Annotated in this window: 19 protein-coding genes; 6 read left to right on the top strand and 13 right to left on the bottom strand. The window is 68.2% G+C overall.

Translation table 11 applies throughout. The annotated features are described in order from the left end of the window. Positions 1-3: 3 nt before the first annotated feature. Together ABNF93_RS09485 and ABNF93_RS09480 are read right to left on the bottom strand one after the other, a co-directional pair. Positions 4-339, bottom strand: coding sequence for a YciI family protein (locus tag ABNF93_RS09485; protein ID WP_349327483.1), 336 nt, complete (start codon positions 337-339; stop codon positions 4-6). Positions 340-374: 35 nt separating this feature from the next. After that, positions 375-1001, bottom strand: coding sequence for a dihydrofolate reductase family protein (locus ABNF93_RS09480; RefSeq protein WP_349327482.1), 627 nt, complete (start codon positions 999-1001; stop codon positions 375-377). A 395-nt stretch (positions 1002-1396) separates the two neighbouring features. On the opposite strand from ABNF93_RS09480, the gene ABNF93_RS09475 reads away from it, so the two are divergent. Together ABNF93_RS09475 and ABNF93_RS09470 are read left to right on the top strand one after the other, a co-directional pair. Next, a complete protein-coding gene (locus ABNF93_RS09475; protein ID WP_349327481.1) occupies positions 1397-1957 on the top strand; it encodes a hypothetical protein in 561 nt (186 codons plus the stop codon). 211 nt (positions 1958-2168) lie between these two features. Next, entirely contained in the window at positions 2169-3311 is a 1143-nt protein-coding gene (locus ABNF93_RS09470; RefSeq protein ID WP_349327480.1) for a glycoside hydrolase family 183 protein, read from the top strand. Positions 3312-3344: 33 nt separating this feature from the next. Here the strand turns inward: ABNF93_RS09470 and ABNF93_RS09465 are convergent, their stop codons facing one another. The 7 genes from ABNF93_RS09465 to ABNF93_RS09435 form a co-directional block, all read right to left on the bottom strand. After that, complete coding sequence (locus ABNF93_RS09465) at positions 3345-4082, bottom strand: transporter substrate-binding domain-containing protein (RefSeq protein ID WP_349327479.1); 738 nt, start codon at positions 4080-4082, stop codon at positions 3345-3347. A gap of 112 nt (positions 4083-4194) precedes the next feature. After that, positions 4195-5034: an ABC transporter permease gene (locus tag ABNF93_RS09460; protein ID WP_349327478.1), complete on the bottom strand. Its 840-nt coding sequence runs from the start codon at positions 5032-5034 to the stop codon at positions 4195-4197. Beyond that, positions 5027-5824, bottom strand: coding sequence for an ABC transporter permease (locus tag ABNF93_RS09455; RefSeq protein WP_349327477.1), 798 nt, complete (start codon positions 5822-5824; stop codon positions 5027-5029). The genes ABNF93_RS09460 and ABNF93_RS09455 overlap by 8 nt, the downstream gene beginning before the upstream one ends. After that, positions 5821-6855 (bottom strand): ABC transporter ATP-binding protein, encoded by a 1035-nt coding sequence (locus ABNF93_RS09450; protein ID WP_349327475.1) that lies wholly within the window; start codon positions 6853-6855, stop codon positions 5821-5823. The genes ABNF93_RS09455 and ABNF93_RS09450 overlap by 4 nt, the downstream gene beginning before the upstream one ends. A gap of 121 nt (positions 6856-6976) precedes the next feature. Beyond that, positions 6977-9904 (bottom strand): discoidin domain-containing protein, encoded by a 2928-nt coding sequence (locus ABNF93_RS09445; RefSeq protein WP_349327474.1) that lies wholly within the window; start codon positions 9902-9904, stop codon positions 6977-6979. Positions 9905-9918: 14 nt separating this feature from the next. After that, positions 9919-12648 (bottom strand): NEW3 domain-containing protein, encoded by a 2730-nt coding sequence (locus tag ABNF93_RS09440; RefSeq protein WP_349327472.1) that lies wholly within the window; start codon positions 12646-12648, stop codon positions 9919-9921. A gap of 293 nt (positions 12649-12941) precedes the next feature. Beyond that, the gene (locus ABNF93_RS09435; protein WP_349327471.1) at positions 12942-13745 is read right to left on the bottom strand and encodes an SAM-dependent methyltransferase; all 804 of its coding nucleotides are present in this window, start codon (positions 13743-13745) and stop codon (positions 12942-12944) included. Between the two features lie 299 nt (positions 13746-14044). Here ABNF93_RS09435 and ABNF93_RS09430 point away from each other — a divergent pair, with 299 nt between their 5' ends. Both ABNF93_RS09430 and ABNF93_RS09425 read left to right on the top strand, forming a co-directional pair. Beyond that, the gene (locus ABNF93_RS09430; RefSeq protein ID WP_349327470.1) at positions 14045-15220 is read left to right on the top strand and encodes an alpha/beta hydrolase; all 1176 of its coding nucleotides are present in this window, start codon (positions 14045-14047) and stop codon (positions 15218-15220) included. A gap of 46 nt (positions 15221-15266) precedes the next feature. After that, positions 15267-16355 (top strand): hypothetical protein, encoded by a 1089-nt coding sequence (locus tag ABNF93_RS09425; protein ID WP_349327469.1) that lies wholly within the window; start codon positions 15267-15269, stop codon positions 16353-16355. Positions 16356-16466: 111 nt separating this feature from the next. On the opposite strand, the gene ABNF93_RS09420 is transcribed toward ABNF93_RS09425, so the two are convergent. The 3 genes from ABNF93_RS09420 to ABNF93_RS09410 are packed head-to-tail and all read right to left on the bottom strand — an operon-like array spanning position 16467 to position 19051. Beyond that, complete coding sequence (locus tag ABNF93_RS09420) at positions 16467-17252, bottom strand: ABC transporter permease (protein ID WP_349327468.1); 786 nt, start codon at positions 17250-17252, stop codon at positions 16467-16469. Positions 17253-17267: 15 nt separating this feature from the next. Continuing rightward, positions 17268-18038, bottom strand: coding sequence for an ABC-2 family transporter protein (locus ABNF93_RS09415; protein ID WP_349327467.1), 771 nt, complete (start codon positions 18036-18038; stop codon positions 17268-17270). After that, a complete protein-coding gene (locus ABNF93_RS09410; RefSeq protein WP_349327466.1) occupies positions 18035-19051 on the bottom strand; it encodes an ABC transporter ATP-binding protein in 1017 nt (338 codons plus the stop codon). The genes ABNF93_RS09415 and ABNF93_RS09410 overlap by 4 nt, the downstream gene beginning before the upstream one ends. Positions 19052-19134: 83 nt before the next feature. Between ABNF93_RS09410 and ABNF93_RS09405 the strand changes: the two genes are divergently transcribed. After that, positions 19135-19905, top strand: coding sequence for a MerR family transcriptional regulator (locus ABNF93_RS09405; RefSeq protein WP_349327464.1), 771 nt, complete (start codon positions 19135-19137; stop codon positions 19903-19905). On the opposite strand, the gene ABNF93_RS09400 is transcribed toward ABNF93_RS09405, so the two are convergent. Next, a complete protein-coding gene (locus ABNF93_RS09400; RefSeq protein ID WP_349327463.1) occupies positions 19855-20799 on the bottom strand; it encodes a helix-turn-helix transcriptional regulator in 945 nt (314 codons plus the stop codon). The two genes, ABNF93_RS09405 and ABNF93_RS09400, sit on opposite strands and share 51 nt — an antisense overlap. Before the next feature lie 141 nt (positions 20800-20940). Between ABNF93_RS09400 and ABNF93_RS09395 the strand changes: the two genes are divergently transcribed. Further along, on the top strand, positions 20941-22140 hold the full coding sequence (locus tag ABNF93_RS09395) for an XdhC family protein (RefSeq protein ID WP_349327462.1): 1200 nt from the start codon (positions 20941-20943) through the stop codon (positions 22138-22140). The last annotated feature ends 37 nt before the right edge of the window (positions 22141-22177 follow it).

Raw genomic sequence — 22177 nt, 5'->3', positions numbered from 1 at the left:
CTGTCACTCCCCGAGCAGCGGCCGCACCTCGACGGCGCCCGCCATGATCGGGAGCAGCTTCCCGATGGCGATCGCCTGCTCGAGGTCGGCTGCCTCCACGACGAACCACCCGGCGAGCACCTCCTTGCTCTCCAGGAACGGACCGTCGGTGACGAGGCCGTCTTTGTGGATCGTCCGGGTGGTGGTGCTGGGCTGCAGCGCCGGTTCGTAGACGATGCGCGCGCCCATCGCGGCGATCTTCTCCCCGGCGGCCATGTTGGCTTCCATCACCTCGGGCGGGATGTCGGCGACGCCTCCGGGAGTTTCCTGCTCGTAGATCAGAATCGCGTACTGCGGCATGGCTTCGTCCCGTTCTGTCCAATCGCCTCGGATGCTCACCAGTTACCGGTCTCCGGGCCTATCGCACCGTACTCGACCGTGCCCTCGCGTACGTACGTGCTGACGACGACACCGGTGCTCAATGTCGCGTTCTCGACCAGCTTGAGGCCGGCCGGGACGGTCCCCTCCGCAAAGAGCCGCTTGCCGGAGCCGAGGAGGACCGGGAGGACCAGCAGGTGGAACTCGTCGACGAGGTCGTGCCGGAGCAGGGTCTGGATCAGCCCGCCGCTGCCGTGGACCTGGATCTCGCCGCCCTCGCCTTGCTTGAGCTTGCGGACCGCCTCCGGGACATCCCCGGTGAGCAGGGTCGAGTTCTGCCACGACACGGTGTCGAGAGTCCGTGACGCGACGTACTTCGGCAGGCTGTTCATCCTCGCGCCGATCGGGTCGTCCGTCCCGGCCAGGGGCCAGGTGGCGGCGAAGATGTCGTAGGTCCTGCGCCCGAGCAGGAGCGCGCCGGCCCTGCCGGTCACCGAGGGCACCTGCTCGAGGAACCGCTGGTCGATGTGGGGGACCGCCCAGCCGCCGTGCTCGAACCCGCCGTCGCGGTCCTCGTCGCCGCCGCCAGGCGCCTGCACGACACCGTCCAGGGACAGGAACGTGGTCACCATCAGTTTCCGCATGTCGCTTCCTTCGCTCGTACGTTCGGCGCCGGTGGTGACGCCCTCACCAACGACGGCGAACGGGGCCGGCCGAAATCGACAGCGCGTCCGGGAAGAATCCGTGGGGCATCTGCCCTGCGCCCCTCCCTTTACTCGCGCCGAACTCCCCCACGGCCGATCCCACCGCGCGGCCACCCGGCCTCAGGGGCTCCGCATCTCTCACGGGCTCCGCATCTCTCACGGGCTCCGCATCTCTCAAGGGCTCCGCATCTCTGGCGACATCCCGATGGCATGGAAGTGACAGCCCTTGCTGGTTCGCTGCCTCTGCCTGGCGCGGGCCACGGGTCCGGCGACCAGCGTCGCGTTCACCATGCCCGGTGAGAGGGCGAAGACAGCAAAGCCAAGGGAGACCACACATGAGTAAACGGATCCGGCTGCTCGGCGGCGCACTCGCGCTCCTCGCGGTAGGACTGATCACTCCCAGCATCGCCAATGCTGCGGAGGAGCCTCGGTCCGGCTCGGAGGCGGCTGGCGTGACCGCGAGCGCCGCAACGCGGAGCAAGCTCCACGAGCTCGTGACCCCCGGCCGCAAGGGATTCTTCTACTCGGCGAACCCCACCGAGGTTCGCCGGGCGGTTTCGAACGGATTCCGCAAGACAGACCGCAACCTCGGCTACGTCCGGGTGAAGTCCGCTGCCGGCGTGCTGAAGCTCTACCGGCTGCGCTACAAGGCGAAGAGCTCCTACATCATCACGGCCTCGCCGACCGAGCGCCACCGGTTGGCCAGCTCGGGCAAGTTCGTCTACGAGGGCGTGGTCGGCCACGTGTCGAAGACTGCCGGATCGTCGAGGTTCCAGATCTTCCGGGTTTCCCGCAACGGCTCGTGGCGCGTCACGAACAGGACGCTGGCGAGGCAACTCAGGCAGCAAGGCTGGCACGTCGACGGCAGCCTCGGGTTCATCTCCAAGACCAGGTAGGCACCGCGGTCGTGGGGTGTCGGCCGCATGAAGGCATGCGACACCCCACACCTTCCTACCGGCTGCTGACGTTCGCGATGGCGTGGACAGGTTCGCATGGACCGGTCGGGCGCCCTCCCGAACGAACAGCGTTGCCGTGGCCGACGTGGTCGACAAAATCCGCTAGAGTTCCGGTCTGAGGATTCGGGAAATCGTTTTCTACCGCGAGGAAGTGAGCGACCACATGTCCCACCCGATGCCATCGTCTGACCGTCCACTCTCGAGCATTTCGCGTCGACTCCTACTCGGGGGCACCGCCGGTGCGATCGGCACCGGCATCGCCGGGGGTGCCTGGTCCCCGGCCGCGGCCGACCCACTGGAGTATCCGCCGGTCTATGCGGACGGGATCAAGATCACCAAGGTCAAGAACCTCACCGGCCCCGACATCACCGGGAAGTTCGGACTGGACTGGGTCGACCTCGGCTGCGTGACCCGCTGCCCCGACGGCCGGTCGCTGTACGTCTTCGGCGACAGCTTCAGCGGCGAGAACTGGGGAGACAACTGGCGCTCCCCGACCGCCCTGTGGTCAAAGACCCGCGTCCTCGAGCGAGGGGTGACCTTCTCCGGCGCGGTCGGTGGAGTCCCCGCCGCGCAACTCATCCCGTATGAGCACGGCGATGAGATCTCCACGATCATCCCCTCGGACGTGATCACGATCGGCGACACGATCTACCTCCACGCCGTGGTCAACCAGGGCTTCGGCAACGTGATCTGGAGCGGCATCTGGACCTCGACCGACAACGGGGCGACCTGGCAGGACTCGGGCGCCCGGTTCCCCGGCGATGCGTACAACAAGATGTGGAACCTGTGCACCTGGGAACTCGGCGACGACGGCTGGGTGTACGTCTACACCGCCGAGTTCCTGCGCGAGAGCCCGATGATCCTGCATCGCGTACGTCCTCAGGACCTCACCAACCCCGACGCGTGGGAGCCCTGGGGCCGCGACGGCGACACCTGGCGATGGGGCGCCGGGCCGGACACGGTTATCGACGACATCATCGGCGAGATGTCGCTGCGCAAGCTCGGCAAGCGGTGGGTGTTCACCTGGTTCGACGGCCCTCACTACCGGATCAGCGCCATGGTGCTCGACCACCCCACCCAGGACCTGCGGCAGACCGAGCGGGTCACCCTCCTCCACGGGTCGGGTTGGGGCAACCAGGACACCAATCACGTCGCGCAGCTGTACGGCAGCTACGTCATACCTGGGTCGACACTCGACGACCTGCACCTCACGGTCAGCCAGTGGAACACCAGCGACAACAGCATCTACCACGTGATGCAGTACCGCTTCCAGGGTCTCGATCGCCGGTTGTAGCAGCCGGCGTGGAGTCGTCGTCCCGGTGAGGGGCTACGTCCGCCATTCCGGCGCGAGCGGGGCGACCGTGGCGTCGGCTCGATCCGCGCGCCGGAGAGCTTCGGCGACGAACCCGTTGGCCTTCAGTTCCTCGACCAGGTCCCGGAGGAACCGGACGGTCTCGGGCCGACGCGTCGTGGTCGTACCCACCGCCTGCTGGATCTGCATGAACGGATCCTCGATGAGGCGGACGTCGTCGTGGCTCGCCACGAACTCGGCCACCGGCTGCCGGATACCGGCCGCCACCTCCAGGCCCTGGGGGTGGAACTCGTCGACTCCCTCCAGTCCGCGCACAACGCTCGCGTGCTGAAGGGTCCGGGAGAGGAACAGGTCGTACGCAGACCCACGCTTCACGCCGATCCGCACGCCCGGACGGTCGACGTCAGCGACCGCGGTGATGTCCGAGTCCAGGCGGACGGCGAACACGCCGTCGATCACGACGTACGGCGCGGTGAAGGCAACTTCGGCTTCGCGTGCGGGCTCGACGGCCAGGAAGCAGAGGTCGGCATGCCCTGCCGCCATCGCGCCGTAGGACTTCCGCGCCGCGTCGAAGCAGATGAGCTCCACCTGGCGGGCGAGGCGCGCACCGACCTCGCGCGCGATGTCGACCGTCACACCGGTCGGCGCCGCGGGCGTGCCCTGGGCCAGCACCGGGTTACCCAGGTTGATCGCGGCGCGCAGGGGGCCCGTCGGGGCCAGGTCCTTGGCGATGGCCGCAGTCACGATCGTCATGGAAGCGAGCGTAGCCGTGGAGTGGTTGTGTAAGTCCGACCCTCGATCCAATGCCAGGTGATGCGCGACCTGACTGACGCAACCTGCCGATAGCGTCCCGGGCCAGGTGCACCTAGTGCCCCGGGCTGGAGTAGTGGCGCATCTGCCGATGGAAGAAGCCCACAGCGGCGACGTACAGCAACAGTCCGATCGCCGGTGACGCGACGGCAACCCAGGTCGGCACGAACAACTCACTCGTCCGGTGCAGCAGCACCGCGGCCGGGAAGAACGCCGCGTACGCCAGTGGCAACACGAACGTCAGCAGGTACGCGACGCTCCGCGGTAGCACGCTCAGCGGGTACGGCCCGAACGTGACGAACACCGTGTCCGCCATCTGCAGGATGGGCGAGCTGACGAGGAGCCGGAACGTCAACGAAGCGATCGCCAGCATGACAGCGGACTCGACGAAGGCACTGCCGACCACGGCGGCGACGAGGAACGCGACCGACCCGACCGACCACGCCACCGGCGCGGCCACTGCCGTGACCGAAAGGACGACGAGGCCGAACACGAGGTCGCCCACCGCCGTGACCTGGAATCGCCTTGTCAGCAGCTGAATCAGCGGATTGACCGGCCGCAGCAGGTAGCGGTCGAACTCCCCCTCCCGCACCACATGGTCCGTCGCCCACAGCTGCCCGGAGAGCACACCGTGCAGTGCGTGCCCCATCGATCGGATCCCGTACACGAAGGCGACCTCGACGAAGCTCCACCCGCCGATGCTGCCGAACGCGTAGACGATCACACCGACGAATGCCAGGGACACCGCCTCGTAGCAGATCGCCCCGACCGCGGTCATCGCGAAGTCCGCGCGGTACTGCACCGCCGATGCCAGACCGATGCGCACCAGCACGGCGTACTGCCGCAACGCCGACGGGGGCTTGGCGAGGTCGGCGAAGTCAGCGAGGTCAGCCACCCTGAACGACCACCCGATGCCGCGCCCGCGACCACAGCCACGCGCAGAGCGCGCCGAGCACGACGATCCACAGAGCCTGTACGCCGAGCGCCGCAGCGAGACCGCCAGGCGGCCGGCCGAAGTAGACCGAGAGTGGCGTGTACGTCGCCGCCTGGAACGGCAGAACGCCGGCGAGCACCTGGAGCCAGCCGGGCATGAACCACAGCGGCAGCACCGCACCCGACATGAAGGTCCGTACGACGAAGAGCGCCATGCCCAGGCCGCCCACCTCCAGCGTCCAGAACGACGTCAGGGACAGCAGCAGCGTGATCAACTGCGATACGCCGAACGCGAGCAGCAGACTCACCGCGAACCCCGCCCCGGCACCGGCGCTCGCAGGGGGCGCGAGCCCGCCCACGATCAGGCCCGTGCCGAGCCCGATCGCGACGGTCGGCAACGCGCCGACGACCTGCCCCGTCTGGACCGCGAGGTTCTGCGTCAGCAGGCCGATCGGGCGGGTGAGGTCGACCCCGATCAGGCCGCTTCGCACGCGGGACTCGATCGACCAGTACGGCGACGTGTCGAGCACGCCGGCGACGGTGAGCCCCAGCACTGCGTACCCGACCGCCGTCTGCACGTCCGCGCCGGCGACCGGGCCGTCATGACCTGAGTAGATCGCGCGCCACACCACGCTGTAGAGGGCGATCTGGAGGGCGAGGACGAGAAACGACAGGAGCATCGACGCCCGATAGGCCCATGGCGTGAGCATGCCGATCCGTGCCTGGCTCAGCAGCGGCCGCAGCGCGTTCATCCCGGGCTCACCGGCAGACCGCGCTGGGTGTAGATGCGGCCGATGACCGCCTCGAGTCGCGGCTCGACCACGGACAGGTCGACGACCGCGTGCGCCGCCGTGACCGTCGCGATGACTTCCGGCGCCCTCACCTGGTCGGAGCGGAAGCGCAGCGTCACGACCGGCCCTTCCCGCCCGACCTGCTCCGCACCGGCCACCGTGACGTCCGCCGGCTCGGCCAGCGTGACGACGAGATCGCGGTGCGGCGCGTACTGCGCCATGAGCTCGCTGAGTGCGCCGTCGTAGAGCACCCGGCCGTGGTCGATAAGGACGATCCGCCGGCACAGCTGCTCCACGTCCTCCAGATCGTGGGTCGTGAGAACAACCGTGGTGCCGCGCTCGGCGTTCTCATGCGCGACGAACTCGCGGATGCGCTGCTTCGCTACCACGTCGAGGCCGACCGTCGGCTCGTCGAGGAAGAGCAGTCGCGGTTGGTAGAGCATGGCCGCGGCCAGATCACCGCGCATCCGCTGTCCCAGCGAGAGTTGACGAACCGGCGCGTCGAGGAAGTCCTCCATGTCGAGCAGCTCCACGAGCTCACGCTGCCTCTGGTCGCCCTCCCGCGTGGGTACGCCATAGAGGTCCCGCACCGCGCGGAACGACTCCCGCAGCGGCAGGTCCCACCACAGCTGGCTGCGCTGACCGAACACGACGCCGATGTTGAGCGCGTTCGCCTTGCGTTCGCGCGACGGGTCCTTACCCGCGACCGAGACCGTGCCGCCGGTGGGCGTGAGAATCCCGGTGAGCATCTTGATCGTCGTCGACTTCCCGGCACCGTTGGGCCCGAGATAGCCGACCAGTTCGCCGTTGCCGATGTCGAACGAGACGTCGTCGACGGCCCGAATCACGTCATGCTCGCGGCTGAGGAAGGTGCGGAGCCCGCCCAGTCGGCCGGCGATCCGCTTGGCTCGGCGGAACTCCTTGACCAGCCCAGCCGCCCGCACGAGGGGGCGCTGGGCGGTCTGGGGCGTGGCTTCCTGCACGAGGGACACCGGCGCCACACTCTCAGACGGGTCCCTGGCCGGCAAGCGAATTCAGCGGCGCGACTCGCCTGGTCGCCTGCGCCACCGACGGCCGGCCTCGCTGCCGGGTGCCCCGATTGCGCGGCAGAGGTCACCGGACGATCAGCCGGGTGGGTCCGTCGATGCTGACCCGGAGCCGGACGGCCCCTGACGCGTCGGCCGTGACCTGCTCCTGTGCTCTCGGCCCACCGCTCGGCGCGGATACCGTCGCCTGGTAGCGGCGTCCCGGGCGCAGGCCTTCCACCTCCAACGACAGCGTTGAACGCCCCGGTTCGCTCGTGTCGAGCCGCACACCGTTCCGGTCGACGGTGATGTCGTAGCTGCGGCCGCGGAAGGTGAAGTCCTCCACCGTTGCCCGGCTCATCTGCCGGGGTAGCTTCGGAGCAAGGCGTAGCCCAGCAGCGGACGCGTCCGCGCCGAACACGGTGTAGATCATCGAGGCGGGCACCAGGCCGGACTCCGGGAACGGCCCTGTGGTGCCCAGGCGCCAGTCCGCTCCGTAGGAGTTGCGGGGGCGTCGCTCGATCTCGTCCACAGCGTATTCGTCGGCAATAGCGAGCATCCGCGCGAAGGCGTCGTCGACGCCGCGGGTGCGGTGGCGGGCCAGGATGTCGTAGAACGACGTGTAGAAGATCGCCCCACCGTTCTCCAGGTGCTCATCCCACGCGGCGGCAGCATCGAGGGAGATCGCGCCGCCGACGTCGTTCCACCAGTACGGCTTGCCGGCCGACTCGATGGGCACGGTGTTCGCGCGGGGAGCGAAGGTGAAGTGGTAGATGTCGGCTCCGGTGGACCGCTCTCCCGAGATCGTGCGGTCTCCGTCCAACCATGAGAGGATCCGTTCGGCCTGGCGCTGGCTCGCCAGTCCGTAGGCGATCGCCTCCAGGTTCAGGAAGGTGAGTCCGAAGTCCCACACCGTGCCGTCGATGTCGACGGTGGAGACGAACCGCCCCTTCTCCTCACTCCAGAACGTCTGCCGGTACTCCCTCCGGACCACGGCGGCCAGCTCGGCGAGCCGGTCGGCCTCCGCGTCGTTGCCGCGCAGGCGGTACAGGTCGCTCATCGCCTGGGTGGCGGCGTAGAAGTAGAGGTTCGTGTACGGCTCCTTGTAGCCCATCTTGAGGTTGTCCCAGTAGTTGCTGGGCTCCCCCGCCGGTGTTCCGTCGTTCTCGTCGTTGTCGATGACGAGAATTCCGCTCTTGGCACCGTGGCCCTCCAGATAGCGCCACGACTCGACGATCTTCTCCCAGACTGTCCGCCCCTTCGACGCGTCTGTGTTGAAGGTGTCCTGCCGGGCCAGCTGAACACGCAGCGATCGATCGCCCTCGGTCGGGTGGCCGTCGGTGAATGCCTGCCATCCGACCTCCACGTCCTCGTCAGTGCTCCACCAGTGGATCGGCCCGTCCGGGTCGGTCATCTCGAGGTAGTACTCGCCCGGCGGCTGCGGAGCATCGAACGTGACGTACTGCCAGGACGCGTCCGGAACACTGTCGAACCGGCGGGTGCCAACGAGCTCACCACCGGGACCGCCGCGGTAGACCGACAGGGTCATGGCGGAACCCTGCGCTCCGAACGTGGGAAAGCGCCCACCGACCGCGGTCCACTCCTCCTCGACCGCGAAGCTCTGTCCGAGGCTGCCACCGTCTGGTACGGCCGGCGTGGTCTTCGTCGCCTCATATCCGACGATCGTCGGTACGTCTGCGGCCTTGGTGGTGTCGACATCAGCGAGGAAGTCGGGATCGTCCCAGACCGCGATCCGCCACGCCGCCAGAATGTACATCGGACTCGTGGTCTGATGCAGGGCATTGCCGCTCGGCCAGCGCGGGTTGTCGCCCCAGGACCACACATACCCCTGCGGATTCTGCGGATGCTCGCGTACGCGATCCTTCAGTGCCTCTCGGTATCCGGCCTCACGCGACCAGAGGATCTTGCGCGCCATCCACTCGAAATAGTTCGGCTCGTTGCCGAACTGGTAGACCGAGTCCTGTCCGTCGGCGACCGCGCCGTACTGCAGCCACATCTCGTTCCATCGGCGATCGAAGTCGCCCGGAAGGTTCGTCCGGAACGGCGCACCGACCTCGGCGCCGATCTCGGCGAGACGGAACGCATGGACGCCGTCCGCGATCTGGTCGAGGCGCGTGGCCACGACCCGCAACGCGGCGGCGCGGACGGGTTCGAAGCGGAACGTCTGCACACCTGGCTTCGGCTCATGACCGAGGTGAGCCTGACCGGCGATGTCGGTGAACGTGGTCCCGTCGGTGCTGTACTGCAGCCGGAAGTCGATCGGAAACCCACGGCCGCCCGACGCCGGAAGGAGCGACAGCGCGCTGATGTCATGGAGCTTGGCGAAGCGGACCGTCACGCTTTCAGTCGTTGTCGGGTCCGCGGTCGGCGTCGAGCTCCAGTAGTCGCTCCCGCCACCGTCGATGAGCACCCGCGCCAGATGCCCGGGTGCTTCGGTGGACACCTCGACGTCCTCGACGCTCGCTCGCCGATCGGGCCGTTCGGCGTCGAGGGCCTCGACCGTGAGCTCGGCGAGTTGCAGCGAGTACCGCCCCTCGTCGTCACGGCCCAGGCGGCTTGCGTTGAGGCGTACGTAACGCGCGGACGTGCCGCGGAAGTCCACGATCACCTGCCCCCAGCCACCCGGTTCGGCGCGGGAGACTCGGCTGTCGGACACGTCCCGCCAGTGCTCGCCGTCGGCACTCACCTCGATAGCGAAGCGTTCGGGGAACCCGTGCGACCCCTCCCGGGGATAGAGACGCACCCGGTTGACGTGGTGCCTGACCTGCCCCATGTCGACAGCCACCCACTCATGCGCGTGTGGACTGTCATGGGCGGCGCTCGTGTAGTGGGTGAAGATGTCACCATCCGTGATTCTCGCCGGATCAGAGTTCGGCGCCACCGATGAGGCCGCACCCACGCGGCCGGGAATCCTCATGCCCGTCGCGGTCGTGGGGCACACGACCGCGAGCAGGACAGCGACCAGCAGGACCACTGGGCCACGTCGTCGGTGCACGTGTGCCTCCTCCTTCACGGCTGGTCCGGGCGGGTCCGCGAGACGGCGACGCGCGCCACGCACAGATCGTCCGTGGTCGCGAGTCGCAGGTCTGCTCCACCGTTCTGCCGGTTGGCGAACCGTACGTCGGGCAGCTCGAACGTCGTGCTCACCCACGCGTTGGTTCCAGCCGTCTGCCTGGCGCCGCCGTCGGTGTAGGCACCTTCGACCGCGCCCGTGGGATCGTTCGAGTCGTAGTGGAGGCTGAACGACAGGTCGGGTGCGTCGAAGTACTCCACCGAGACGAACGCGGAGGTGTCCCGGGCGTCGAACAGAAACGTGTCGTCGACCCGCAGATAGAAGTACGACGATTCCCACTGGGTGAAGAGCGGCCGTCGGCACTCGCGTTCCGCCACGGTGTCAGGGGTCGTCTGCCCGTCGGCCTGCTCCACCAGGTCCAGCCCTCGTGGCTGGTTCTGCTGTCCGAGCACGACGTCGACCTCCGCTGCATCGGCGTAGGACCGCTCGACGACCATCGTGACAAACGTCCTCCGCCTCGTCTGCCCTTCGTACCGGAGAACTGCCGTCACGGTGTGCTCGCCCAGAGGCGTGTCGGCCGGCACCGTGACCTCGACAGAGACGCGTACCGTCTCGTCCGGCCCGACGGAGAACTCGCGCTCGTCCGGCTCGACACTCCATCCTGCGGGGAGCTCGAGGGCGAGCGTCGCCGTGACCGGCGTGCGTAGGTAACTCGTCGCCTCGAAGAGGAGTGGCGACGCACCACCCTCGCGGGCGGCGACGGTGAGCAGCGGGGTCAGGAGCACCTGGTCGAGCAGATAGTGGCGGACGAGCGCGTAGAAGGTGTGTGCGTCGACGACCTCCACCCCTGACTCAGGGATCTCGGCCCGGACCGCGGCCACCACGTCCCGATGCCAGCTCGGCGACATGAGGATGGTGCGCATGCTGTGGAACTCAGGAACGTACGGCGGCGCGGCGACGTCGCCGTCGAGGTAACCCCGGAATGCCGCCGCCCCCTCGGCCACGGTTCCACGGGGCAGGTCACCCCTCATCCGGACGTACGGCGTCTCGCCCACGAGTCCGAGCGGCGGCACTTTCTGGGCGGCGAAGCCGTCCGGCGAGAAGTCGGCGTAGGCCTGCAGTGTGGCCTCGTCCATCGGCGGCGCGAAGCCGTCGATGATGAACCCGGTCACGGAGAGATCCCACCGCTGATAGTGCGCGCGGCAGTGCTCACGCCACGCCGCGACACCGGACGGGAGACCGGAGAACTCTCTCGGCTCGGTCAGCATCCCTGGATTGATGTACCCCGCGCCGGAGTCACCGGCGATGAACGTGTCCTTCTCGGTCGCGGTACGGCGAACACGGTCCATGGCCACCGGCATCCGGGCGGCGAGATTGGGGTTGAACGCCCAGTTCAACGGCACGCTCCCCCGCGCCGGATCGTCCCACAGGTAGGGCGTGGTCTGATAGATCCAGGCCGCCGAGTCGTAGTCGCCGACGTAGAGCATCACGTAGCGGCGCGGCACCACCCCACCATCGGCATCGAGAAATCCTCGGGCCCGAAGCTCATCAGCCGTCGGCCTGGGGCCTTGCGGATAGTGCGACCGAAGCCGCGCATGCCGAAACACCGACGCATTGGCCATGCCGTCCAGAGTCTCCGCGTCAGCGTCGGCATAGGCATTGAACGCCGAGATGACCTGGACGAATCGCCACTCCGTCGGGACCGGGTCATGTCCGCCGGCGTTCCCTACGCTCGTGTACTTGTACTGCCAAGGAACGAATCCGTGCACCGGGACGAACGTGCCGCCGGACCGCTGATGACCCACGCGGAGGATCTCCTCCAACGTGCGCTGGTCGGTGCCCACCTCCTGGGCTCGGTCGTCCACCGGCGTCTCGTCGTCCCACGGCAGCAGGTCGAAGAAGAATCCGCGCCGGGAAACCAGGTAGTCGTGGTTGGTCAACAAGGCCTGGGGCAGTTGGCCCTTGGGATCGTTCAGCCAGTACGCATCGAGGTAGTACGCGAACTCCGGTACGGATTCGCCTGAGCGCAGGTACTGCTCGACCGCCCACAGGTACGCGTCACACTTCGGGCTTCGGGTGGTGGCGCGGTCGGTGTCTGGAATCGTTCCCTGACCGGTGAAGAGGGGCGAACCATCCGGTTGGATGAGCCACACCTTGACCGGCAGCCGGAGCTTTCCTGACCCGTCGACATACCGCTGGAAAAGCGATCCCTCCGTGCGGTCGTAGCGGATCGCCACGACATCACGCGCACCCGCCACCGTCGAGGCGACGTTCGACGTGGCCGGCACCGCCGGATCCCACACCACCGCACCGCGCAGCAACGGCCGGAACGTGGACACGAGTTCGTCCAGGCTCGCTACCTGCCGGATCTCTCGTCCGTCCAGCAACCCACCTCGCTCCTGCAACACGTCGAGCCAGTACGCGTCGATGTCGATGTCGCCGAACTCGTTGTGGTTGAGGAAGTGGACATAGAGCCGTGGGTGGGAACGGTTGACGATTCCCTGCAGGGTGGCGACGAAATGGAGTTCGTCGTATGCCCGTCTGGCCTGCGTCGGATCAGCGAGCTCGAGGTCGTGCAGGCCGGCAAGGTCATAGACCAGCAACGGTTCGCTCGCGCTGTCAGGAGCGGTCGACACCGCCGCCGAAGCCGGTGCACCACCCAACGCCACCGCCCCGACTCCGGCCAGTCCGAAGCCCAACACATGACGCCGGTTGACTCTGGGCACGTCACCCTCCCGACACGTGCGAATCACCGAAGACAAGGTTCCACCGAACGGAAATGCCAGGCGTGCTCGCAGCCTATGGACGAGCGCCTGTCACGCTAATGTCGCGGTTGGGCATGTCAACAGCCGCTTGCGGTCACGCGAGCGGCTCGCGGAGCACGGTGCAGCGTCGATGCGTCTGCGGGGAAGCGCCAACGACGGTCAGAGGTTCAGCTGTCGTCCGGAACACTCTCCGCAACCGAGGACGTCCCTGTCGTGGCCGTGACCTGTCCCCTTCCTGCGGAGGCGACGGCCGGCTACCGCTTGCGGGCCAGCGCGGCGTAGGCCAGCCGCGAGCTGTCGTCGTCGGCCACCTCGGGGTCCTCGGCCCCCCACAGGCCGATGTGGACGACGGCCGGATCGGCGCCTTCGTACGGTGGCTGGATCTCCAACCCCTTGAAGAACCGCTCCACTTCTGCGCGGGTCCGCGGGTAGGCGTCGTAACTCGGACCAGCCTGCTGCAGCGTCTTGCGCCAGGTCTCCTCCTGGTAGTCGGAGGTGACGGCGGACAGGGCGAGGTAGGAGCCGGTCGGAACAGCGTCCATGAAGTGGGCGATCAGCCCCCACGGATCGTCTTCGTCGGGCAGGAAGTGCGTCACGGCAACGGCCAGGACGCCGACAGGCTGGGTGAAGTCGATCAAACGCCTGGTCTCCTCGTGCGCCAGGATCGCCTCGGGTTGCCGAATGTCACCCTGGATCGCGGTCGTGTCACTCGCCCCGGCGAGGATCTCGCGTGAACGGGCGACCACGGCCTGATTCACGTCGACGTAGACCACCCGGCCGTCCGGCCTGGCCTCGGCGACCACCTCGTGGGTGTTGCGCTGAGTCGGCATGCCGGACCCGAGATCGAGGAACTGCCGGATCCCCAACTCGTGCGCCATCCGCCTGACCGCCCGCTGCAGGAATCCACGGTTGGCCCAGGCCGCCAGGATCACGTCGGGCATTGCCTCCTTGGCACGCTCCACAACCGCCCGGTCAGCCGCGGTGTTCGCCGTACCGCCGAGAGCGGCGTCGTAGACGCCGGCAGGCGTCGGCGTCAGGGATCCTTCTGCGTCGCTCATCGAGTCTCCGTCGGGGGAAGCATCAGTCGACACCGGTCCAGGTGGAGCCGTCCAGCTCAGCCGCCTCGACGGCCATTGCCATCGCGGCAATCGCGGCACACCGAGTGGCCTTGCCTTCGGTCCGAGAACTGGCCGTCATCATAGTCCACCGTTAGGATGCCGTGATCATGAACGCCGGACCGCGGCCGTTCACCAGCCGATCAGCCGCTCAGCCGGTCCGTCCGCACGTTCGTGGTGACGGAACGGGTGTGCCTCAACGTACGACCCTCAGGCGTGACACCACCGTGGAGGAACAGATCGTGCGACGTTGCATACGCTCGGCCGCGCTGCTTGCGGCGACGATCCTGGCATCGACGGCGGTCATGGCGATGCCGGCCAGCGCCGCACCCAAAGATGTAGGTGCCGCAGACAGCGGGTCCACCTGCGCGGGGCTCAGCACTCCGCCACTGCCGGGGGTGGACACGCCGCGGGCTGCCTACGACTGGCAGGGGGCGTGGCAGAGTAGAGAGGTCTACATTCCCTCGCGCGGCACCGGGTCGTGCCTGTTCGCGACCGTCTTCGCCCCAGCTGAGCCAGGGAAAGAACGCCTACCGGCGGTGGTGATCGTTCCAGCCGGACTGTCGACGCAGAACGAGTTCCAGTGGGCGGCTCGCGACCTCGCCGGCCATGGGTACGTCGCGATCACCATCGACCCGCAGGGTGTCGGGCGGTCCGACCTGCTTGCGCACCCGGCCTGTCGTGACGGCCTTCCCAACTGCGGTGACCTCGACAACCTGTTTCCCGAATCCGTACTCGGCAGCCAGACCGCCCGCGTCGACGCGGTCCGGAGCGGACTGGACTACCTCGCCTCACCGGCCAATCCGTTCGCCAGACGGGTCGATTCCCGCCGCATGGGCGCGGCAGGGCATTCCCTCGGCGGCTCCGCGGTCAGCTCCGCACAAGAGGTGGACCGTCGCATCCGCGCCATTGTCGCCTGGGACATGCTCTTCGCGCGGCGGTACCCGGCACTGACCCTGGATCCCTGCAAGACGTTGCTCAACCTTGCTGCCCGGGACGTCTCGCCTCGGGCGCCGGCGATGAGTCTGAACTCCGACGGTGGTCGCCCGTTCTGCCTCACCGGCGACCCCGAGTATCAGCGGTGGGCGGGCTTCGAACCGTGGCGTGCCGCCGGCGTTGCCTCGATGTTGGTCCCCATTCGCAACGCCGAGCACATGGACTTCGCGCAGCAGGCCGGTCCCGGCCAGATTGACCTCGGACTTCCCGCGACCGGCAGCGAGGCCGAGCTCAAGGTGTTCGCGTACTACACGCGGGCCTGGTTCGACCGCTACCTCGCGGGTGACTCGAGCGCGACCGACCGGCTGGTGGCCCCCCGGGTCGACGGCCGACCCCGCGACCAGGTCGTGAGCACCTGGCTACCATCCGCTGCCTACCTCCCGCAGGACGGCATCGACTGCCCGGGTCTGTCCCGCTGCTGACGCCCGCCACGACGGAGGCAGCCGCTAGCCAGCAAGGAGCTTCCTCATGGAGCGGACCCGTGCGGTCCATCTGGTGGGCAGCCTGCCCCCGGACACAGCGGCGGTCGACGAAGGCATGCGCTTCTTCCTCGACAACGCCGGGCCGCACCTGCGCGGCTTGCTGCCGAGTGGCGAGACGCGCCGTCGCGGCCTGTACGTGGCGCCGATGGTCGACGGACTGGCGACGCATCCCGCGCTGGAGTACGTGACCAGAGGCGACTGGTCGACCCTGACGGCACGTCCCACGTATCGGCTCCGCCGGGGCCGATCGCTGCGGGACGCGCCGCTCGATGATTATCTGGGATATTTCAAGGAAACTCAGGAGGCGTTACTGGCCTTCAAAGAGATCAGCGCCGAATACGACAGGTCTTACCTGCGGTTCCAGGTGAGCGTGCCGAGTCCGCTGAGTTTTTCGTTCATCGCCTTCAATCACCGCGTCCTGCAGTTCTACCAGCGCACCGGCGACTCAGCCGGGAGAATGTGGCCCTACTATCGGCCGGTCGTCGAGGCCACCGGCCGCGAGATCTCCCGGATCCACGAGCTGGCCGGCGACGACGTGGTCTTCCAGCTGGAGATACCTGCCGAGACTCTCCTGGCGGCCAAAATGCCACCGGGCCTTCGGCGGATTGTCGTCGCCATCGCTGCCACAGCAGTCACCAACCTCGCCGTCATGACTCCACCCGGATCGCGGCTCGGCGTTCACCTGTGCTTTGGCAGCCTGCACAGCAAACCTGGGGCCAGACCTCGCTCCACCACGTCCATGGTCGACCTGGCCAACGGCATCGTCGATCGCTGGCCGGCCGAGCGGACGCTGGAATTCGTCCACATCCCGATGGCCGATGGTCCGAGTCCCCCTCTCCACAAGGCCTACTACGAGCATCTGCGCCGCCTCAGGCTCCCGCACAAGACCCGACTGATCGCGGGAATAGCGCACGAGTATCAACCGCTCGACGAGCAGCGGCGGGTGCTCGCACTGGTGGAATCGGCTTTCGGCCACCAGGTGGACGTCGCTTCGGCGTGTGGGCTAGGTCCCCGGGCCGACCAGGCCGCAGCTCGGAGGGCAATCGCCCGCGCCATCGACCTCGTCACCTCCTGATCGCCCGAGTCGTGGCAGGGCATCCGGCGCCAACTCTCGACGCTTGCTGGCGCCTCGCGGTCGACCACCCTGCAGAAGACGCACGTACCCACGCGGGATCCCTTCCGCTGCTCAGCTGGTGGCGCTCGTGTAGCAGCGTAGTCCGGCTCGCCAGACGAGATGGGCGAGAAGACAGCCGCCGACGGCGACACCCACGGCCATGAGGACGACGAGGAGTTCTCCGCCGTTCAGGAGAGCTCCCGACGGGACGGTCGCGAGGAACGCGACGGGCAGCACGTAGGTGAGCAGCAGCCGCAGCGGTCGGCGGTAGACGTCGACGGGATAGCGGGCAAACTGCCAGACAGCGTCGTAGACGGCGTCGAGGCTCAGGCCCAGCGCCCAGAACACGGTGGCGGCGAGAATCGTGCGGGTGGCCCACATGACCGCGGTCGCGGCGAGAAGCAGGACCAGCCATGTGGCTACCCCGACCGGCGTCACGGTAATGCCCGCGTGGTGGACGCCGTACGCGACGACGACACCGCCGAGTCCCACCTGGGCAAGTGCCAGCGGCGCACAGCTGCTGAGACTTGCGAGGAAGATCGCGGGCGCGGGTTGGGTCAGAAGCGCATCGAATCGGCCGTCCTTGACGTGGTTGCCGAACCACTGCAGGTTGGGCTCGACGAATGCCGCGCGGAGTCCGCTGACGATCTGGAACGTGCCGAGGAGGGCGATCGCCTCACCGGGATGCCAGCCGCCGAGTGTGTTCGTACGGGTGTAGATCATTGCGAGGGCAACGAGTGCGGAAGCGAGCGCAACCACGGTGAGGACGACCTCGAAGACGAGGTCGGCGCGAAAGGCGATCTGGCGACGCAACGACAACGAGAACAAGGTCCCGAACAGCCGGATCAGTTTGAGCATGGTCGTCTCCTCCTCCTACGCGCCTACTGCGGTGAAGCGGCGCAGGCCGGACCGCCAGACGGCCACGGTCAACCCGGCGAGGGCGATCAGCCAGCCCAGCTGAACGCCGTACGCCTGCACGAGCTCGGCCCCGCGCAGGGTCCCCGCCGCGATCTCGGCGGGCATACCGAGCATCGACCAGAACGGAAGAGCCTGCCCGACCACCCGGAACGGCTCGGGCAGGAACCCCAGGGGCGCGGCCGTACCGCCGAGCAGGAAGATCAGGGTCTCGCCGAGCCCCACCACGCCATGTGCGCGTTCGGTCCACAGCGCCGACAGCGCGAGTGCGTACGTGAAAAGGAACCGCAGCGCGGCGGCGACCAGGAGTGCGGGCAGCGCCACCGCGATCCCCACCGGGTCGAGCCGGACACCGGCGACGGCTCCCGCGACCACGATGAGCGGTATGCCGAAGATCAGGTGCCAGAACCGCAGACCGATGTTGGTGCCGAGGTAGTCGATGACGACGGGCTGCGGCTGGACGAGGTAGTCACCGAGACCACCGTCGTAGATGCCGTTGGACAGGGTGTGGTGTTCGTAGGAGACCGTCACCAGTTGGACCGCGAGCAGCACGACGTAGTAGGTGGAGACTGCCGAGTCGCCTGGCAGGGCAGCCGACCAGATGAACAGGCCGAGCACAGGCGTGACCGCCTGCCCGATCACCCAGGTGATCACCGACGACCGCCAACTCCACTGGGTCAGAGTGCTTCGCCAGATCGCGAGGCCCACCAGCCGCACCATCCTGCTCATGCCACACCGGCCCGGTAGAACCGGTCCATCATGGTTTCCAGCGGCGGGTCGGCCACGGTGAGATCGATGACAGGAACCTCGGCGAGGAGTCGACTGGTGATCTGGGGCGCGTCTTCCCGAGGAACGCGAAGCGTCACCTGGCTCGGGTCGGAGTCGTCGAGCTCTCCATAGTCATTCCATGACACCGACGCCGAGTCGTCGCCGGTGGTCACTCGCAGCAGCTTGTACGGCGACAGCTGCGCGGCCAATGCGGCCAGCCTGCCGTCATAACGCAGCCGTCCCTGGTCGATCAACACCACCCGTGGGCACAAGGCCTCGACCTCGGCCATGTAGTGACTGGTGAGGAGCACGGTGGCGCCGGTCTGGGAGGCGTAATCGGCGATGTAGCGGCGGAACGCCACTGCCGCGGAGGCGTCCAGGCCGATGGTGGGCTCGTCCAGGAAGAGCACACGAGGTCGGTGCAGAAGTGCCACTGCCAGCCCGGCGCGCATCCGCTCCCCGAGGCTCAGGGCGCGCACCTGTCGCGGCAGGAGTGGCTCCAGGTCGAGCATGTCCGTCAGTTCCTCGACGTGGGAGCGGAACTGGGCGGGGGCGATGTCGTACAACAGGCGCCGGTAGCTGAAGTTGTCCAGGACGGTCAGTTCCGTGGGTCCAGCGATCGGCTGGCTTCCTCGTACCAGCGCGATCTGGGTGAGGAACTCGTGCTGGCGTCGCATGGGCGCGAATCCCAGCACCCTCGCCTCCCCCGCGGTCGGGTGCAGGATGCCGGAGAGGATCTTCATGGTCGTGGTCTTGCCGGCGCCATTGGGCCCGATGAACCCGACGAGCTCGCCGGCTGCAAGGTGGAACGTCACATCGGCCACCGCTTCGATCTGCCGGTACTCCCGCCGCCACAGCGCACGGAACGCAGCCGCGAGCCCGGCCGGGCGTACCGGGGCCCGGTAGGTCATCCCCAGCCCATCCACCGCCACGACCGGATCGGATGTCCCACACTCTGTCTTTCCAGCCATCATGGGAGTTACCGTATGTGGCTCCAGCCCGTTGAAAGGTTGACCGGTCTTCTCACCTCTGGATCACGCCTGAAAGGGCCAGAACCTTGCAACCGCGGTTAAAGACCCACGTGAAGGCGCTGCGGCCGGTCGACCTGGCTCGCACAGCCGGGATCAGCCCGTCGCTGGTGCGCACGTACGAACAGGTGGGCTTCCTCCCCGCCGCGGATCGCAGTCCCAACGGCTACCGCCGCTACACCGACGTTCATGTGGAAGCACTGCGGGTGGCTCGATGTCTGATCGCGGGGTACGGCTGGCAGCGGGCGCTTCAGGTCATGCGCGCTGTCCATGCCGGCGACAGCGCCGCCGCGCTCGCCGTCGTCGACGCATGCCACGCCGAACTCCACCGCCAACGTGCCCAGATAGACGAGACCCTGCGCACCCTCGAACGCATCTCGCGCACCCAGACCCGCGCTCCTCGCGTCACGGCCGGCCGGGTGGTACGCATCGGCGCCGCCGCCCAACTCGCCGGCGTACGCCCGTCCGCGTTGCGCTTCTGGGAAGAGCAAGGACTTCTACAGCCGACCCGTGACGGCACGACGCGCAGCCGCTACTACGACCACGAACAGATGCAACGCGTCCAGATCGTCGCGCTCCTGCGTGCCGCCGGCTATCGCTTCGATGGCATCCGGTCCGTTCTCGACGACCTCGCCACCAGCCGGCCGGCACAGGCCCTGGCCGCCCTCGAGCAACGCCGCCGCTCCGTCCAACGCGCCAGCCAGCAGACGATGCACGCGACCAGTGCCCTCAACGGCTACCTTCAGAACTCAGTTGAGCTCGATCAACCGATGGGCGTCGGCGATCACCTGACGACGTAGCCGGTCCGGTTCGACTACCACCACGTCGCCACCCAACGACCGCACCAACCCCACCGCACCTTCCCAGTCTTCGGTGTCGAACTCGGCTTCCACCCACCCGTCGGCATCAGGCGGCGACAGCGACCGGGTGCGAGCGAACGCCCAACCTGCCCGGATCCGCGCGTGGTCACGGAGCCGGAGCCGGACCGGGTAGGTCGGTAGCAACTTGGCGTAGGCGTCCTGCGACTGCCGCCAGAACGTCACGAGGTCGAACTCGTCCGGTCGGGCGAACGGGACGGCTGTCACCGTCAGGTCGCGCATCCGGGAGACGCGGTAGGTCCGGAGCTTGTCGTCCCGCTGCCCGATGAGATACCAGTGCGCGCCCTTGCGGACCAGGCCGTACGGCGCGACCTGCACGGTGCCGACGGCTGTGCCGTACCGGATCTTGACAACGCGGTCGTCCCAGATCGCCTGCAACAGCCGAGGCAGCACGGGCGGCGGGTCGCCAGGGACGGGACCCCAGTAGCCACCCAACTCGACGTGGATGCGCTGCCGGGCGTGCTCGGCATGCTCACGGGCGGCCGGCGCGACCGCCGCCAGCAGCTTGAGAATCAGACCGTCGCCGGGATCGTCGAGGCCGAGGTCGGCGAGGATTCCGCGCGGCTGACCGACGATCATGGCCAGCGCCTCGGTCGTGGACAGGCCGGTCAGGCTGGTCCGGTAGTCGTCCACCAGAGCCCACCCGCCGGCACCGCCACGGGTCGAGTAGACCGGTATGCCGGCGGCCGACAGTGCCTCCATGTCGCGGCGGATGGTGCGCGTCGAGACCTCCAGCTCCTGAGCCAGCGTCGACGCCGACACGATGCCCCGGCCCTGCAGCCGGAAGACGATGCGGAGCAGCCGGTCAGCACGCATGGGCACAGTCTGGTGGATCTGCCCTCGCTGCGTACCATCAAGGCGACCAGGAGCACCGCACCTCGCGTGGGTCGCAGCTCGATCAATGTGCTGCTGGGCACGAGTGTCGCGCGAGGGAGGCGCAGGTGGGAGTGATCACGCATGCGTGAGGTGCTCGACGATCTCGTTCGCTGGTGGGAGGCGGACGAAGCCGCCGGCATGGGCACCGTGGTCGCGACCTGGCGCTCGGCACCCCGTCCTGTGGGGGCGGCGATGCTGGTCGGCCCGGACGGCTCCGTAGTCGGCAGCGTCTCCGGCGGGTGCGTCGAGGGCGCGGTCTACGAGGCGGCCCGGCGCGCGGTCGACACTGGCCGACCCAGCCTCGAGCGGTACGGCGTGAGTGACGACGACGCGTTCGCGGTCGGTCTGACCTGCGGTGGGGTCCTCGACGTCTACATCGAGCGGGTCGACCGGGCGACCTTCCCGGAGCTTGGCGACGTGTCAGCGTCGATCCGTTCGGGCGAGCCGGTCGCGACGGTCACCACTGTCGGCGACGGCTGCGCTGGTGCAGGTCCCAGCGCGGCTGCTGGCGCCACCGCAGCCACCGGCACCGGTGCGCGCGCCAGTGCCCCTCCGGGCGATCGTGTCGGCCGGCACCTCGTGGTGTGGACGGACCGGGTGGCGGGAACCCTGGGTTCACCGCGTCTCGACGCCGCCGCGACCGATGATGTCCGAGGCCTTCTCGCGACCGGGCGGAGCGCCGCGCTGCACTACGGCCACGACGGCGAACGCCGGGGCGACGACCTCACGCTCTTCGTCGCTTCGTACTCTCCGCCTCCGCGCATGATCGTGTTCGGGGCGATCGACTTCGCCGCCGCCGTCGCCCGGGTCGGCGCCTTCCTGGGCTACCGGGTGACCGTGTGCGACGCCCGTCCGGTGTTCGCCACGAGCCGCCGGTTCCCCGAGGCCGACGAGGTCGTGGTCGAGTGGCCGCATCGGTACCTCACCGGCGAACGGGCGGCCGGCCGGATCGACGAACGCAGCGTCGTCTGCGTTCTCACCCACGATCCGAAGTTCGACGTCCCGGTGCTCGAGGTGGCGCTGCGGATGCCGCTGGCCTATGTCGGTGCGATGGGTTCCCGGCGTACGCATGACGACCGGATCGCGCGGTTGAGGGAGGCCGGCCTGACGACTGAGGAGCTTGCGAAGCTCGCGTCACCGATCGGACTCGACCTCGGGGCGCGTACGCCGGAAGAGACCGCGGTGAGCATCGGCGCGGAGATCATCGCGGCCAGGTGGGGCGGCACCGGTGGACGGCTCGGCGAGATGGCGGGACGCATCCACCACGAGGGACCTGCCTGACGGTGTCCCGCTGGTTACCCGGCTTCGCGTCCGATAT

The sequence above is a fragment of the Actinopolymorpha sp. B9G3 genome (assembly GCF_040120725.1).
Taxonomy (GTDB): Bacteria; Actinomycetota; Actinomycetes; order Propionibacteriales; family Actinopolymorphaceae; genus Thermasporomyces.
This window is presented reverse-complemented; position numbering and strand designations above follow the sequence as displayed.